Origin of the sequence: Amycolatopsis sp. NPDC051071 (genome assembly GCF_040682875.1) — a bacterium.
GTDB lineage: Bacteria > Actinomycetota > Actinomycetes > Mycobacteriales > Pseudonocardiaceae > Amycolatopsis.
This window is the reverse complement of record NZ_JBFBBY010000028.1, coordinates 15,994-30,071: the sequence shown is the minus strand read 5'-3', so window position 1 is coordinate 30,071 and position 14,078 is coordinate 15,994. Positions and strand designations below refer to the sequence as shown.

The following is a 14,078-nucleotide window of genomic DNA, read 5'->3' as shown; positions in this document are numbered from 1 at the left end:
TAAGTTTCCTAACAAACGCAAGATATCGCGAATCCTTCACCAAAGAAAGCAATAGTGGATTTACAAAGCATGACAACTTGTCAAACCAGGTGTACATCGCTTACTGTTTTGTAAACCCAGCCAACGGAGGAGGGTGCGATGAGCGAGATGACGGGCACGATCCCGGCAGGCTCTACCGAACGATGGACCGACCGCAAGCGATACCTGTGGCTGATCGGTCTGGTGGTTCCCTCGCTCGCGTTCCTGGCCATCGGGCTGCACGCGGCCACCGGCTGGGGGGTGTGGTTCTGGATCGGGCCGATCGTGATCCTGGTGATCGTCCCGCTGATCGACTTGCTCGCCGGGCTGGACCGCGGTAATCCGCCGGACGACGTGATCGAACGGCTGGAGCAGGACCGTTACTACCGGTGGATCACCTTCGCGTTCCTGCCCATCCAGTACGCCGGTTTCGTGGCCGCGTTCTGGCTGATCGGCACCGGCGATCTGTCCGTTGTGGACAAGATCGGCCTCGCGGTCTCGATCGGCTGCATCGGCGGGATCGGCATCAACACCGCGCACGAACTCGGGCACAAGAAGGAGAGCCACGAGCGCTGGCTGTCGAAGATCGCGCTGGCGCAGAGCTTCTACGGCCACTTCTACATCGAGCACAACCGCGGTCACCACGTGCGGGTGGCGACCCCGGAGGATCCGGCGAGCAGCAGGGTGGGGGAGAGCTTCTACCGGTTCTGGCCGCGCACCGTGTTCGGCTCGCTGAAATCCGCGTGGGGCCTGGAGCGCAAGCGCTATGCCAGGCGCGACCGGCACCCGTACCGGATCGGCAACGACGTGCTCAACGCCTGGCTGATGTCGGCGGTGCTGTGGGTGGCGATGATCGCCTGGCTGGGCATCGGGATCCTGCCGTTCCTGGTGATCCAGGCGGTGATCGGGTTCTCGCTGCTGGAGGTGGTGAACTACATGGAGCACTACGGTATGCGGCGGCAGAAGGTCGGCCCGGCCGCCCGGCGGCGCTACGAACGGGTGAATCCCAGTCACAGCTGGAACTCCAACAACATCGCCACCAACGTCTTGCTGTACCACCTGCAGCGGCACAGCGATCATCACGCCAACCCGACCCGCCGCTACCAGGCACTGCGTGATTTCGCGGAGTCGCCGGTGCTGCCGACGGGGTACGCCGGGATGATCGTGCTGGCGTTGTTCCCGCCGCTGTGGCGCCGTGTGATGGATCCGCGGGTGCTCGCGCATTTCGAGGGTGACATCTCCCGCGCCAACATCCAGCCCCGGAAACGGGCCAAGATCCTGGCTCGCTACGGCACCCGCGTCACCGCGCCGTCCCGCGTTGCCGACGACACACACGGCGACGCGACCGAGGGCGGGATGTGCCCGGGCTGCGGCTATGTCTACGACGAAAAACTCGGCGACCCGCGGGAGGGTTTCGCGGCCGGGACCCCGTGGTCGTCGATCCCCGATTCATGGTGCTGCCCGGATTGCGGCGTCCGGGAAAAGGTCGATTTCGTGGCACCGAAAAGGGTCGGCGCATGATGCGGATCGAGGCGGATCGCGCGAAATGCGACGGAGGCCGCGCGCCGGGACGGATATCGCGGACGGATCGTGCTGATCGGCGCGGAGGACCACCCGCCTTACGACCGCCTTCCGCCGTCGAAGGCGTTCCTCGACGCCGAAGGTCCAGGTCGGGTCGAGCCGTTCCACAGTGAGGCGGGGCTGCGCGACGAACTCGGCGTCGAACTGCTGCTCGGCGCACCCGCGGAAGGACTCGACACCACGGCTCGGGAGGTGTCGGTCGCGGGACGGGCGGTTCCGTACGACGCGCTCGGTGCGCTGACCGTCGACCGGCCGCGCGAGATCATGAAGTACCGCCGCCACATCGCGGGCCGCGCGCCGTGGCCGGAGGCGCTGGCGTTCGCCGAGGGAACGGCGGCCTAGAATGACGATCATGAGCGAGGCACCCTCAGTCCCGGTCACGGGTGGCCCGCACCGGCAACCGATCGTCGTCGCGGCGATCGAGCTGACGGTGCGCTCCGGCTGGTCCTCGGTGACGATGAGCAGACTGGCGGAGATCGTCGGTGTGAGCCGCCAGACCGTCTACAACGAACTCGGCTCGAAGCCCCTGCTCGCCGAAGCGATGATCGCGCACGAGCTCGCACGGTTCCTGTCCGTCGTCCGGGAGGCGTTCGAGCGGCACCCCGACGACCTCATCGAGGCGATCCACGACGCCGTCCGCGGCGTCCTCGAACTCGCCGACGACAACCTCCTGCTGCGCGCGATCGTGTCGGCCACCCACGGCACCGACACCGAACTGCTGCCCCTGCTGACGGTCCGGGCGGGCAGCCTGCTGACCGAGGCGAGGGTGATGCTGCGCGGCCGCGTGCGCTCCTACGGCCCGCCGCTGGACGCCGAACAGCTCGACGTCGCCATCGACGTCGTGGTGCGGACCGTCTTGAGCCACATCATGCAGCCCTCGGACACCCCGGTGCGGACGGCCGACGCCCTGGCGTGGATGGCTTCGCGAGTCCTCGGCGCCTCGACGACCCGCGCACTGCGGCATCCGACGCTGGATTGAGAACTGACGGAAGGTTCAAGAAGTGAATTCCGATCCCGAGGTCGCGCCCGAAAAAGGCACCATTTTCGCGGCGCTGCTGGTGTACGAGGCTTTGTCATCGGCAAGCGACGACGAGCCCCTGTACGAGGAAACCGTAACTCTTTTCGTCGCCGAATCCGTCGAGGACGCGACACGCAAGGCTCGACTGCACGGTGAAAACCGGGAAACAAGCTACGACAACGCCGACGGCGACACAATCACCTGGAAACTCAAACACGTCCTCGACGTCGCCGAGGTGGACGACGACCCACGCGACGACGGCGCAGAGATCTACACACGCCACTTTCGCAACTACCGCGCGTACGAAATGTTCGAAGCCCTACTCGGCAAAACTCAGCTGTAGCGCGCATCTTCGATCAGCGGGGTCGTCACAGCAGGCTCGCGCCGAGCGGGGTCGTCAGGTAGAGGACGCTGCGGCCGGAACGTTCGCGTGCCACCAGCCCGCTGTCCCGGAGAATCTTGAGGTGCTGGGAGACCGCACTGGGAGTCACGCCGAGCGCGTCGGCGAGGTCGGTCGTGGTCGCGGGCGTCGTGCGCGGTATCGCGCTCCTGGTCGCACTTCCCGCGCTGGTCCAGGCGCTGCGGCCTACTCCTCGGTGAGTTCGGCCGGCTCGCTCATGGTCACCAGGTTACGGGTGGTCCGGGATCCCGCTAGCCGGTCTTCGCCAGTTTCGACGGCCACCAGATCTTCCGCCCGACGTCCATCGCCAGCGCCGGTACCAGCAGCGACCGCACCAGAAGCGTGTCCAGCAGAACGCCGAACGCGACGATGAACGCCAGCTGAGCCAGGAAGAGGATGGGCAGGACGGCCAGTGCGGCGAAGGTCGCGGCGAGCACGACGCCCGCGGACGTGATCACGCCGCCGGTGACGCGCAGGCCGCGCAGCGTCCCGTCCCGCGTGCCGATCCTGCCCGCCTCTTCGCGAACGCGGGTCATCAGGAAGATGTTGTAGTCGATTCCCAGCGCGACAAGGAAGACGAAGCCGAACAGCGGGACGACCGGGTCGGCGCCGGGGAAGTCGAAGACATGGTTGAACACCAGTGCCGAGACACCCATGGTCGCGGCGAACGACAGGACCACCGTGCCGATCAGCAGCAGCGGCGCCAGCAGTGACCGCAACAGCAGCGCGAGTACGAGGAAGATCACGAGCAGGACGATCGGGATGATCAGCAAGCGGTCGTGCTCGGACGTCGTCCGGGTGTCGAGGAGGGTCGCAGTCGGCCCACCGACCTTGGTGCCGCCGACCGGGTGGACGGCCGCGCGGATTCGTTCGACGGTGGCGACGGCCGCGTCGGAGTCCGGGGGATCGGCGAGCACCGCGTCGATTTTCGCGAGCCCACCGGCTTCGACCGGTCTGCCGTCCGGCCCGGTGCTTTGGCGGACGTCGGAGACACCGGGTACGCGCGACAGGGCGGTCACCGCCGGTGCCTGGCCGGCGGGAGTGATGATCACCGTGGGGGAGCCGGAGCCGCCGGGGAAGTAGCGGGAGAGAACCTCCTGTCCCGCGACGGAATCAACCGGGGCCAGGAAGACGTCGGACTGCGCGGTGCCGGACGCCTTGAGCTGGGGGAGGAACGCGCCGCCCGCGAGCAGGACGACGGTCGTGACGATCCAGATCGTGCGCGGCGCGCGGGCGACCCAGCCCGCGACGCGGCCCCAGAGACCGCCGGTCTCCTCACGCGGCGGGGCGACCGCGGGCCGGAAGGGCCAGAAAGCGTTGCGGCCACACAAGGCCAGGACGGCGGGCAGGAAGGTGACGGTCGTCAGCAGCGCGGCGGCGATACCGATCGCGGCGACCGGGCCGAGTCCCTTGTTGGAGTTCAGATCGCTGAACAGCAGGCAGAGGACGCCGAGGATCACGGTCCCGGCGGAGGCGGCGATCGGTTCGATGGTCGAGCGCCAAGCGGTACGGAGCGCGGTGCGGGCGTCATCGGTCGTCCGGAGTTCTTCGCGGTAGCGCGAGATCATCAGGAGCGCGTAGTCGGTGGCGGCCCCGAAGACGAGGATGAACAGGATGCCTTGGCTTTGCCCGTTCAGCGCCAGCACGTCGTGGTCGGCGAGCAGGTAGACCGCGAGACTCGCCGTTCCCAGCGCGAACACGGCTGACAACAGGACGAACAAGGGAAGCAGCGGACTCCGGTAGACGATGATCAGGATGACCGCCACCACCGCGCCCGCCACCAGGAGCAGCAGGCCGTCGATCCCGCCGAACGCCTCCTTGAGGTCCGCGATCTGGGCGGCCGGGCCGGTCACGAGCACTTTCAGGCCGTCGGGCGTGTCGCGAGCGAGCGCCTCCCGCAGCGCCTCGACACCGTCACCTGGGTCGCTTTTCGCGTCGAGAAGGACGACGACCTGCGCACCGGCGTCACTGCCAGGGGCGGGGACGAAACGTGCGTTCGACGTCCGGTCCGCGAGGAACCGCTTGTCGTCCTCGCTGAGGCCCGACGGCCGTTCGGCCACGACGATCGCCGGCACGACGGCGGCGCTCGAGAACTGCTTTTGCAGTTCGCCGACCTCGGTCGCTTCGGCCGAAGCGGGCAGGAAACCGCTGCTGTCGTTCTCGGTGACCTGGCTCAGCTTGCCGGCGTACGGGCCGCCGATTCCGCCGAAGACCAGCCAGCCGATCGCGACGAGGGCGGGGAGCAGCCACCGCAGACGTGACCGCGTGCGGGCGGGACGTTCGACTTCCGAGATCATGAACGGATGGCTCCCGTGACAGCACTATTTCGGCGAACGAATATTTCGACCATCGAAATAGTAAACTCAACACCCGGACGGGGCAACGTGAGGGGAGTGGCGGGACATGCCTGAGGACGTCACCGACGAGCTGCTCGTCCTCCTGCTGCGGCAGCTGACCGTCGAATCGGACCGGTTCGCCGAGATGTTCGGCGAGGCGCACGGCCTGCACCGGACCGACCTCAACGCGCTCGCGGTGATCATGGACGCGGCCAGGATGGGCGACCCGATGAGCCCGAGCAGGCTCGCCGACGCCCTGCACCTGAGCGCGTCGGCGACGACGTCGGTGCTGGACCGGCTGGAGCGGGCCGGTCATCTCAACCGGGACCGGAGCGCGACCGATCGGCGCAAGGTCGAATTGCGGATGCACGACCAGGCAAGGCGGATCGGCGCCGAGTTCTTCCTGCCGCTCGGCGAGAGCTTCTCCGCGGCGTGGCGCGACTTGGGGGAGGACGAGCGGCGGACGGTCGCACGGTTCCTCCGGAGCAGCATCGCCGCGACCGTCGAGGTCCGGGGCAGGCTGGCCCCCTGAACGGGCCACTCGGGCTGCGCGCCGTCCCTTCGCGGTGAACACTCGGGTGAATGCGATGCGTGGTGCTCGGTGCGACGGGTTATGTCGGCGGACGGCTGGTGCCGCATCTGCTCGACGCGGGTCACGAGGTCCGCGTCGTGGCGCGGTCGCCGGAGAAAGTCGCCGAGGAACCGTGGCGTGATCGCGTCGAGGTCGAACGTGGCGACATCACCGACCCGGCCTCGATCGAGGCGGCGCTGGCCGACGGCGAGGTCGTCTACTTCCTTGTGCATTCCTTGACGCGCAAGGATTTCGTCGAGATCGACCGGGAAGGCGCGCGGACGGTCGCGGAGGCCGCGAAGACGGCGGGAGTGCGACGCCTGGTGTACCTCGGCGGGATTGTGCCGGACGACGAGGAGTTGTCCCCGCATTTGGCTTCGCGGGCGGAGGTGGGGCGGATCCTGCTGGAGTCCGGCGTGCCCGCCGCGGTCCTGCAGGCCGCGGTGATCATCGGCTCCGGCTCGGCGAGTTTCGAGATGCTGCGATACCTCACCGAGCGGCTCCCGGCGATGATCACGCCGAGATGGGTGCACAACCGCATCCAGCCGATCGCGATCCGGGACGTGCTGCACTACCTCGTACGCGCCGCCGTCCTGCCACCCGAAGTGAACGGCGCCTTCGACATCGGCGGCCCCGACGTCCTGACCTATTTGGCCATGATGCGGCGATACGCGGTCGTCGCCGGCCTGCCGCGGCGCGCGGTCGTCCCGGTTCGGGTGCTGACGCCGTGGCTGTCCGCGCAATGGGTCAACCTGGTCACGCCGGTCCCGCGTTCGATCGCGGTGCCGCTGATCGAATCGCTCGTGCACGAGGTGGTCTGCCACGATCGGGCGATCGCCGAGCACATTCCTGATCCGGAAGAGGGGCTGACGCACTACGAACACGCCGTCGAACTGGCGCTGAGCCGGATCCGCAACGCCGACGTCCCAACCCGCTGGTCCGACGCGTCGTCCGCGCCGTCGGATCCGCTGCCGAGCGACCCGGATTGGGCGGGCGGGACGGTCTACGAGGACAAGCGCGAGCAGAAGACGGACGCGTCGCCGGAGGCGTTGTGGGACGTCATCGAGTCCATCGGCGGCGAGCACGGCTGGTACTCGTTCCCATTGGCGTGGTCGGTCCGCGGCTGGGCCGACCGGCTCGCCGGGGGCGTCGGGCTGCGGCGCGGACGGCGAGATCCGCGACGGCTGCATCTCGGCGAAGCACTGGACTGGTGGCGCGTCGAATACCTCGACCGGCCGCGGCTATTGCGACTGCGCGCGGAGATGAAGCTCCCCGGACGGGCCTGGCTCGAACTCGGCGTCGAGTCCGATGAGGACGGCCGGACGATCTACCGGCAGCGGGCGGTGTTCGAGCCGCACGGCCTCGCCGGGCACGCGTACTGGAAGGGGATCGCACCGTTCCACGGCGTCGTCTTCGGCGGGATGGTCCGCAACATCACCGGTGCGGCACAGGCGAGCCGGGTCGTGAGTGATTTGGGTCGTTAGGGCCAAGCGTGTCTTGGGTAGCTACTGGATTTGGCTGCGGGGCTGATCGTGGGTCCGGTCCGTGATGTCTCCTTGCCTGGGTACGTGAAGGCCCCCTTCCTGTACCTAGGCGCAAGGAAGGGGGCCTTCCTGTACTGGGGAAGGTGTGAAGGTCGAGTTTCTTCGGCTGAGCCGAGGGAAGGGGTCCTTCACGCGCCGCCGTTGCGACTGGTGGAGCTGCGGGGGCTCGTGATGACCTTCCGGGACGGGTGAGAGGAACCTTGAGGAACTCTGGGGTCCCTCAAGGAGTCCTTCAAGGACCGGCCACTACCCGGCTCACCCGCCGTAGATACCTGAAACACCCTTCGCTAGAACGACCCAAATCACTCACGACCAGTAACGTCAAGATCGTACAGACTTTTGCTCGCAAAGTACGAAAGTCTGTACCGAATCGAGCGGCTAATCGGGTGACGGAGGCCATTTCTGTCTTGTTGTCACCTTGACGAGTGACACGCACCACCCTACTTTCGCTGGCTAAGTAACAAAGTTTGTTACGGCCGATTCGTAAGTGAGGCGTCGTCAAATGGGGCAGTGTGGCCGCGACTGAATCCGGGCAGCTCGACCCGGTCAGCCAACGCACGGCGACCGGCGTCGAGGGGTTCCCGGCAGGAAAACGGACCTCGAACCTCGCCGCGCTCCTGCGGGCGTTGCGTGCGGGGCCGCTGTCGCGTACGCAGCTCGCGGCGCGATGCGGGCTCACCAAAGCGGCGGTCTCCGGCCTGATCACCGAGCTCTCCGAACGCGGCCTCGTCCGCTCCGCCGGACTCCAGGCCAGCGGCAACGGCAGGCCCAGTCAGCTGGTCGAGCTCAACGGCGCCAGCGCGTACGGGCTCGCGCTCAGTGTCGAGGCCGATCGCTTCGCCGCCGTCGTCGTCAATCTCGACGGCCGTGTCATCGCCGAGCGTGTCGAGACGGCCGACGTCGCCGCGCTCGGCCTCCACCGGAGCATGGACGAACTCGCCTTCCTCGCCGGTCAGGTGCTGGGTGACGAGCGGCCGGTCGGGATCACGGTGTCCGTCCCCGGCCTGGTCGACTCGGCCGCCGCGGTGCTGCGGTTCGCGCCGACCCTGCGCTGGCGTGACGCCGAGATCGCCGACCTGCTCGCCGCCCGGCTCGACGTCCCGGTCGACGCCATCGCGGTCGACAACGAGGCCAACCTCGGCGCGGTCGGCGAAGTGGTCGCCGGGGTCGGTGCCGGGGCCAGCGAACTCTTCTACCTCAGCGGCGGGATGGGGGTCGGCGGCGGACTCGTCTCCGGCGGCGCGATCCTGCGTGGTGCCCGCGGCTTCGCCGGAGAGGTCGGGCACATCACCGTCGACCCGTCCGGCGAGCAGTGCCACTGCGGCCGCGTCGGCTGCCTGGAGACCAAGGCCGGGCTCAACGCGGTGCTGCGTGGCGCCGCCTCGCCTGGCGACCCGCTGCACGACCCCGCACTCGGCGTCGACGGCCGGGTCGGGCTGCTCAAGCACCGCGTGCGGCGTGGTGACCAGCGTGCGGTCGCGGCGGTCTCGGAACTCGGGGTCGCGCTCGGCGTCGCGGTGTCCACTGTGGTCGATGTGCTCGACCCGGACGTCGTGGTGCTCGGTGGTTACTTCGCCGAACTGGGTGAGTGGCTGGTCGAGCCGGTGCGCCGGGAGCTGTCCGCGCGGCCGCTCGGCCAGGAACCCAGCTGCCGGGTCGTGACGTCGCCGCTGGGCACCACCGCTCCGCTGCGTGGAGCCGCACACCTTGCCACCGAACGGCTTTTCGCCGATCCGACGCTCGTTCCGCTTGCCACCGAGGCCGAGGAGGCGCCGGCATGACCTTGCTTTCCGTCCGGGGGATCGTGAAGACCTTCCCGGGGGTCCGCGCACTTGACGGGGTCGACTTCGACGTCGAACCCGGTGAGGTGCATTGCCTTCTCGGCCAGAACGGCGCGGGTAAGTCCACGCTGATCAAGGTCCTCGCCGGGGCACACCGTCCCGACGAAGGCGAGATCACCTGGCAGGGTGAGGCGGTCACGCTGCCGTCGCCGGTCGCCGCGCTGAAGATCGGCATCGCGACCATGTACCAGGAACTCGACCTGGTACCCGGGCTTTCCGTCGCCGACAACATCTTCCTCGGCCGCGAGCGCGCGTCGTTCGGCTTCACGAAAGTCAGCGAGTCCCGGGCCATGGCCGCCAAACTGATGGCCCGGCTCGGACATCCGGAGATCACGCCGTCGACCGAGGTCGGCAAGCTCTCCGCCGCCGGACAGCAGCTGGTCTCGATGGCGCGGGCGCTCGCCTACGACGCGAAGCTGCTGGTGATGGACGAGCCCACCGCCGCGCTCGCGGGGGAAGAGGTCGACAACCTGTTCCGCATCGTCGGTGAGCTGACCGCCGAGGGGGTCGCGATCATCTACATCTCCCACCGGCTCGAAGAGCTGCGCCGGATCGGGCACCGCGTCACCGTGCTCAAGGACGGCAAGACCGTCTCCACCGGGCTCGACGCGAAGGTGACGCCGACCTCGGACCTCGTCGCGCTGATGGCGGGCCGCAAGGTCGAGACCGTCTTCGGGCCGCGTCACCAGGAGCACGTGGACCCGGACACCGAGGTCCTCAAGGTGGAGAACCTGACCACCGTCGGCGAGTTCGAGAACGTGAACTTCTCCGTGCACGCGGGCGAAGTCGTCGGGATCGCGGGCCTTGTCGGGTCGGGCCGCAGTGAACTGCTGGAGACGATCTTCGGGGCGCGCAAGCAGGACACCGGGTCGGTCTCGGTCGACGGGAACGTCATCCGGGGAGGCAGTGTGTCCGCGGCGGTGAAGGCGGGAATCGGCCTGGCGCCGGAGGAACGCAAGAGCCAGGGCCTGCTGCTGGATCTCTCCGTCGCGCACAACGTGACACTGGCCAGCCTCTCCAAATACGCGACGTTCGGCTTCTCCGACCGTTCGCGCGAACTCGAAGACGCTGGGGAAAGCTTGCGGCGCCTCGATCTCCGGCCCGCCGACCCCCAGCGGATCATCCGCACGCTTTCCGGTGGCAACCAGCAGAAGGCGGTACTCGCGCGCTGGCTGGTCCGCGGCTGCCGGGTGCTGCTGCTGGACGAGCCGACGCGCGGGGTCGACGTCGGCGCGCGCGCCGAGCTGTACCGGCTGATCGCCGAACTCGCCGCGGCCGGGGTCGCGATCGTGCTGGTCTCCAGTGAGATCCCCGAAGTACTCGGACTGTCCGACCGGGTGCTGGTGCTGCGTGAAGGACGTGTCCTGGCTGAAAAGCCGTCTGCGGAGCTGACAGAGGCGGATGTGCTCGACGTGATTCTCGAGGGGAGTGCGGCGTGACTGACCAAGCCGAGTCGGTGCGTACGGGAAACGTCGTGAAACCCGTACCACCCAAAGAAAAACGGAACTTCTCGCTAGACCCCCGGCTGCTCGGGCTGACCGGTGTGCTGGTGGTCCTGTGCATCGTCGGGAGCGTGACCCGGCCCGACCAGTTCTTCACCGAAGGCAACCTCTCCACGATCCTGCGGCTGGCCGCGGCCATCGGCGTGGTCAGTGTCGGGATGACGTTCGTGATCATCGCCGGCGGCATCGACCTCTCGGTCGGGTCCATCGTCGCGTTGTCCAGTGTCTGGCTGACCACCTTGGCCACCCAGTCCTACGGCCCGTTCGTGATGATCCTTTGTGGACTCCTGGTCGGCCTCGGCTGCGGCCTGGTCAACGGGATCCTGGTGTCCTACGGGAAGATCGTGCCGTTCATCGCGACACTCGCGATGTACGTCTCGGCCCGCGGCCTCGCCGAACGCATCAGCGGCCGCCGCACGCAGGTGGTCGCGGACACCGGTTTCCTCGAGTTCTTCCGCGGTGACCTGCTCGGGATCCCGGTGCTGATCTGGATGTTCGCGCTGGTGTTCGCGATCGGCTGGGTGCTGCTGAACCGCACGACCTTCGGCCGCCGCACCTACGCGGTCGGCGGCAACGCCGAGGCGTCACGCCTGGCGGGTATCAACGTCAAGCGGCACACCGCCCTCGTCTACGGCGTCGCCGGCCTGTGCTGCGGCATCGCCGCGCTGATGGTCGTCGCCCGCACCACCGCGGGCGCCTCGACCAACGGCATGCTCTACGAACTCGACGCCATCGCGGCGGTCGTCATCGGCGGCACCCTGCTCACCGGTGGCCGCGGCTCGCTCATCGGCACCCTGATCGGCGTGCTGATCTTCACCGTGCTGTCCAACATCTTCACGCTCAACAACCTGGACACCGACATCCAGAACATCGCCAAAGGCGTGATCATCGTGCTGGCCGCGCTACTGCAGTTCCGCTCCGTAAAGAAATCCAAGACGAGTACTTAAGTGGTCACCGTGGATGGAGTCGTCATGACCGAACAATCCCTGCACCGCCGCCGCTTCCTGCTGGGAGGCGCGGCCGTCGGAGCGGGTGCGCTGCTGACCGCGTGCACCTCGAACGAGGCACCGGCACAGAACAACGCCGCCAACGTCGCGAACGCCGGTGCCAACTCGGCGCCCGGAAGTCCAGTGACCATCGGCTTTTCGGCCCCCGCCGCCGACCACGGCTGGATGGCGGCCATCACCAAGAACGCCCGCGCGCAGGCGCAGAAGTTCAGTGAGGTCACACTCAACGCGACCGAGGGCACCAACGACGTCAACCAGCAGATTTCCCAGGTGGAGACGCTGATCAACGCCAAGGTCAACGTCCTGGTGATCCTGCCGTTCGACGGCAAGGCGCTGACGGCGGTGGGCCAGCAGGCAATGGACGCCGGGATCCAGGTGATCAACCTCGACCGCGTCTTCGACACCCCGCTCGCGTACCGCACCTGGATCGGTGGCGACAACTACCGCATGGGTGTCAACGCCGGGAACTACATCGCCCAGCAGATGAAGGCGAAGAACATCGCGAGCCCCGTCATCGGCGAGGTCGCGGGGATCGACTCGCTGCCGCTGACCCAGGAACGCAGCAAGGGATTCAAGGACGCCTTGGCGCGTCAGGGTTTCGCCGTCGGGCCGCGGGTTTCGGCGCAGTTCACGCCGGAGTCGGGTGAGCAGCAGACGTCGAACCTGCTCCAGTCCGCGCCCAAACTGGACGCGCTCTGGAACCACGACGACGACCAGGGGGTCGGCGTCATCGCGGCGATCAACAACGCCAACCGCAAGAACTTCCTGATGGTCGGCGGCGCCGGTTCGAGGAACGCGATGAACTTGATCAAGTCCGACGCCGAACCGCTGAAGGCGACAGTGCTCTACAGCCCGTCGATGGCGTCTTCGGCGATCTCGCTCGCGCGGCTTCTCGGCCAGGGCAAGGGGGCCGGTGACTTCGCCGAGCACGAGATCCCCGCCGAGATCACCACGTACTCCGCGGTGGTCACCAAGGAGAACGTCGACAAGTACCTGGACGTCGGCTTCGACTCGTAACAAAGCACTCCCGACACACGCAGGCGGATCTAGGAGGGGTATGAGCACGGCAACGGAAACGATCGGGATCGGCATGGTGGGACACGCGTTCATGGGTGCGGTGCATTCGCACGCCTGGCGCAGTGTGCACCGGTTCTTCACACCACCGCTGATCCCGAGACTCGCCGTGCTCGGCGGCCGTGACGAGGGGCGGGCGAAGGCCGCGGCGGAACGGTTCGGCTGGGAAGACGTCGAGACGGACTGGCGTGCGCTGATCGCCCGCGACGACGTCGACCTGGTCGACATCTGCACGCCGGGTGACAGCCACGCCGAGATCGCGATCGCCGCGCTCGAAGCCGGAAAGCATGTGCTGTGCGAGAAACCGCTGGCCAACACCCTTGCCGAAGCCGAGGCGATGGCCGAGGCGGCGGCGAAGGCGCGGGTGAACGGCGTCCGGTCCATGGTGGCCTTCAACTACCGCCGGGTGCCCGCGCTCGCGCACGCCAGGAAGCTGGTCGCGAGCGGGGCGCTCGGCGAGATCCGCCACGTGCGGTCGGTCTACCTGCAGGATTGGCTGTCCGACCCGCGGTCGCCGATGACCTGGCGGCTGCACAAGGACAAGGCGGGCTCCGGCGCGCTGGGCGACCTCGGCGCGCATATCGTCGACGCCGCCCAGTTCGTCACCGGCGAGACCATCACCGGCGTTTCCGCGCTGACCAACACCTTCGTCAAGGAGCGGCCGGACGGGAACGGCGGCACCGGGCAGGTCACGGTCGACGACACCGCGTTGTTCCTCGGCCGGTTTTCGGGTGGGGCCGTGGCGAGTTTCGAGGCGACCCGGTTCGCGCTGGGCCGCAAGAACGCGATGCGGCTGGAGATCAACGGGTCGAAGGCGAGCCTCGCGTTCGACTTCGAATCGATGAACGAACTGTCCTTCTTCGACGGTGGCGGACCCGCCACCGAGGCCGGGTTCCGCCGGATCCTGGTCACCGAACCGGAGCATCCGTACGTCGGGGTGTGGTGGCCGCCGGGGCACCTCCTCGGCTACGAGCACACCTTCACCAACGAGGTCGCCGACCTGCTCACCGCGATCGGCGAAGGCACGGATCCCGAACCGTCCTTCGAGGACGGGTTGAGGGTTCAGAAGGTCCTCGACGCGGTCGAGCGCAGTGCGGCCGAAGAGGCGCGATGGACCGCTGTGCCCGGTGTCACTGCGAGGGGAAGTAACTGAGGTGTAGTTCCAGCCGAAAGTCGCATGGACGTA

13 protein-coding genes are annotated in these 14,078 nt (G+C 67.8%); 11 read left to right on the top strand and 2 right to left on the bottom strand.

Annotated features, from left to right (window positions below; all coding sequences use genetic code 11):
• Positions 1–138 precede the first annotated feature (138 nt).
• The 4 genes from AB0M65_RS12455 to AB0M65_RS12440 all read left to right on the top strand — a co-directional run bounded on the left by AB0M65_RS12455 (position 139) and on the right by AB0M65_RS12440 (position 2,960).
• Positions 139–1,539: a fatty acid desaturase gene (locus AB0M65_RS12455; protein WP_364025684.1), complete on the top strand. Its 1,401-nt coding sequence runs from the start codon at positions 139–141 to the stop codon at positions 1,537–1,539.
• Between the two features lie 69 nt (positions 1,540–1,608).
• The gene (locus AB0M65_RS12450) at positions 1,609–1,941 is read left to right on the top strand and encodes a hypothetical protein (RefSeq protein ID WP_364025681.1); all 333 of its coding nucleotides are present in this window, start codon (positions 1,609–1,611) and stop codon (positions 1,939–1,941) included.
• A 1-nt stretch (position 1,942) separates the two neighbouring features.
• Complete coding sequence (locus AB0M65_RS12445; RefSeq protein ID WP_364025678.1) at positions 1,943–2,578, top strand: TetR family transcriptional regulator; 636 nt, start codon at positions 1,943–1,945, stop codon at positions 2,576–2,578.
• A gap of 22 nt (positions 2,579–2,600) precedes the next feature.
• Positions 2,601–2,960, top strand: a complete 360-nt coding sequence (locus tag AB0M65_RS12440; protein ID WP_364025676.1) for a DUF4288 domain-containing protein — start codon at positions 2,601–2,603, stop codon at positions 2,958–2,960.
• Positions 2,961–2,985: 25 nt separating this feature from the next.
• On the opposite strand, the gene AB0M65_RS12435 is transcribed toward AB0M65_RS12440, so the two are convergent.
• Together AB0M65_RS12435 and AB0M65_RS12430 are read right to left on the bottom strand one after the other, a co-directional pair.
• A complete protein-coding gene (locus AB0M65_RS12435) occupies positions 2,986–3,159 on the bottom strand; it encodes a metalloregulator ArsR/SmtB family transcription factor (RefSeq protein ID WP_364025784.1) in 174 nt (57 codons plus the stop codon).
• 109 nt (positions 3,160–3,268) lie between these two features.
• Positions 3,269–5,314: an MMPL family transporter gene (locus AB0M65_RS12430; protein WP_364025673.1), complete on the bottom strand. Its 2,046-nt coding sequence runs from the start codon at positions 5,312–5,314 to the stop codon at positions 3,269–3,271.
• Between the two features lie 106 nt (positions 5,315–5,420).
• On the opposite strand from AB0M65_RS12430, the gene AB0M65_RS12425 reads away from it, so the two are divergent.
• The 7 genes from AB0M65_RS12425 (at position 5,421) to AB0M65_RS12395 (ending at position 14,045) form a co-directional block, all read left to right on the top strand.
• A complete protein-coding gene (locus AB0M65_RS12425; RefSeq protein WP_364025670.1) occupies positions 5,421–5,885 on the top strand; it encodes a MarR family transcriptional regulator in 465 nt (154 codons plus the stop codon).
• A 50-nt stretch (positions 5,886–5,935) separates the two neighbouring features.
• Positions 5,936–7,408, top strand: coding sequence for an SDR family oxidoreductase (locus AB0M65_RS12420; RefSeq protein ID WP_364025667.1), 1,473 nt, complete (start codon positions 5,936–5,938; stop codon positions 7,406–7,408).
• Between the two features lie 572 nt (positions 7,409–7,980).
• Complete coding sequence (locus AB0M65_RS12415; protein WP_364025664.1) at positions 7,981–9,249, top strand: ROK family transcriptional regulator; 1,269 nt, start codon at positions 7,981–7,983, stop codon at positions 9,247–9,249.
• Complete coding sequence (locus AB0M65_RS12410; protein ID WP_364025661.1) at positions 9,246–10,748, top strand: sugar ABC transporter ATP-binding protein; 1,503 nt, start codon at positions 9,246–9,248, stop codon at positions 10,746–10,748. Before AB0M65_RS12415 ends, AB0M65_RS12410 begins: the two co-directional genes overlap by 4 nt.
• On the top strand, positions 10,745–11,758 hold the full coding sequence (locus tag AB0M65_RS12405) for an ABC transporter permease (RefSeq protein ID WP_364025658.1): 1,014 nt from the start codon (positions 10,745–10,747) through the stop codon (positions 11,756–11,758). Before AB0M65_RS12410 ends, AB0M65_RS12405 begins: the two co-directional genes overlap by 4 nt.
• Positions 11,759–11,782: 24 nt before the next feature.
• The gene (locus AB0M65_RS12400) at positions 11,783–12,835 is read left to right on the top strand and encodes a substrate-binding domain-containing protein (RefSeq protein ID WP_364025655.1); all 1,053 of its coding nucleotides are present in this window, start codon (positions 11,783–11,785) and stop codon (positions 12,833–12,835) included.
• 40 nt (positions 12,836–12,875) lie between these two features.
• The gene (locus AB0M65_RS12395) at positions 12,876–14,045 is read left to right on the top strand and encodes a Gfo/Idh/MocA family oxidoreductase (RefSeq protein ID WP_364025652.1); all 1,170 of its coding nucleotides are present in this window, start codon (positions 12,876–12,878) and stop codon (positions 14,043–14,045) included.
• The last annotated feature ends 33 nt before the right edge of the window (positions 14,046–14,078 follow it).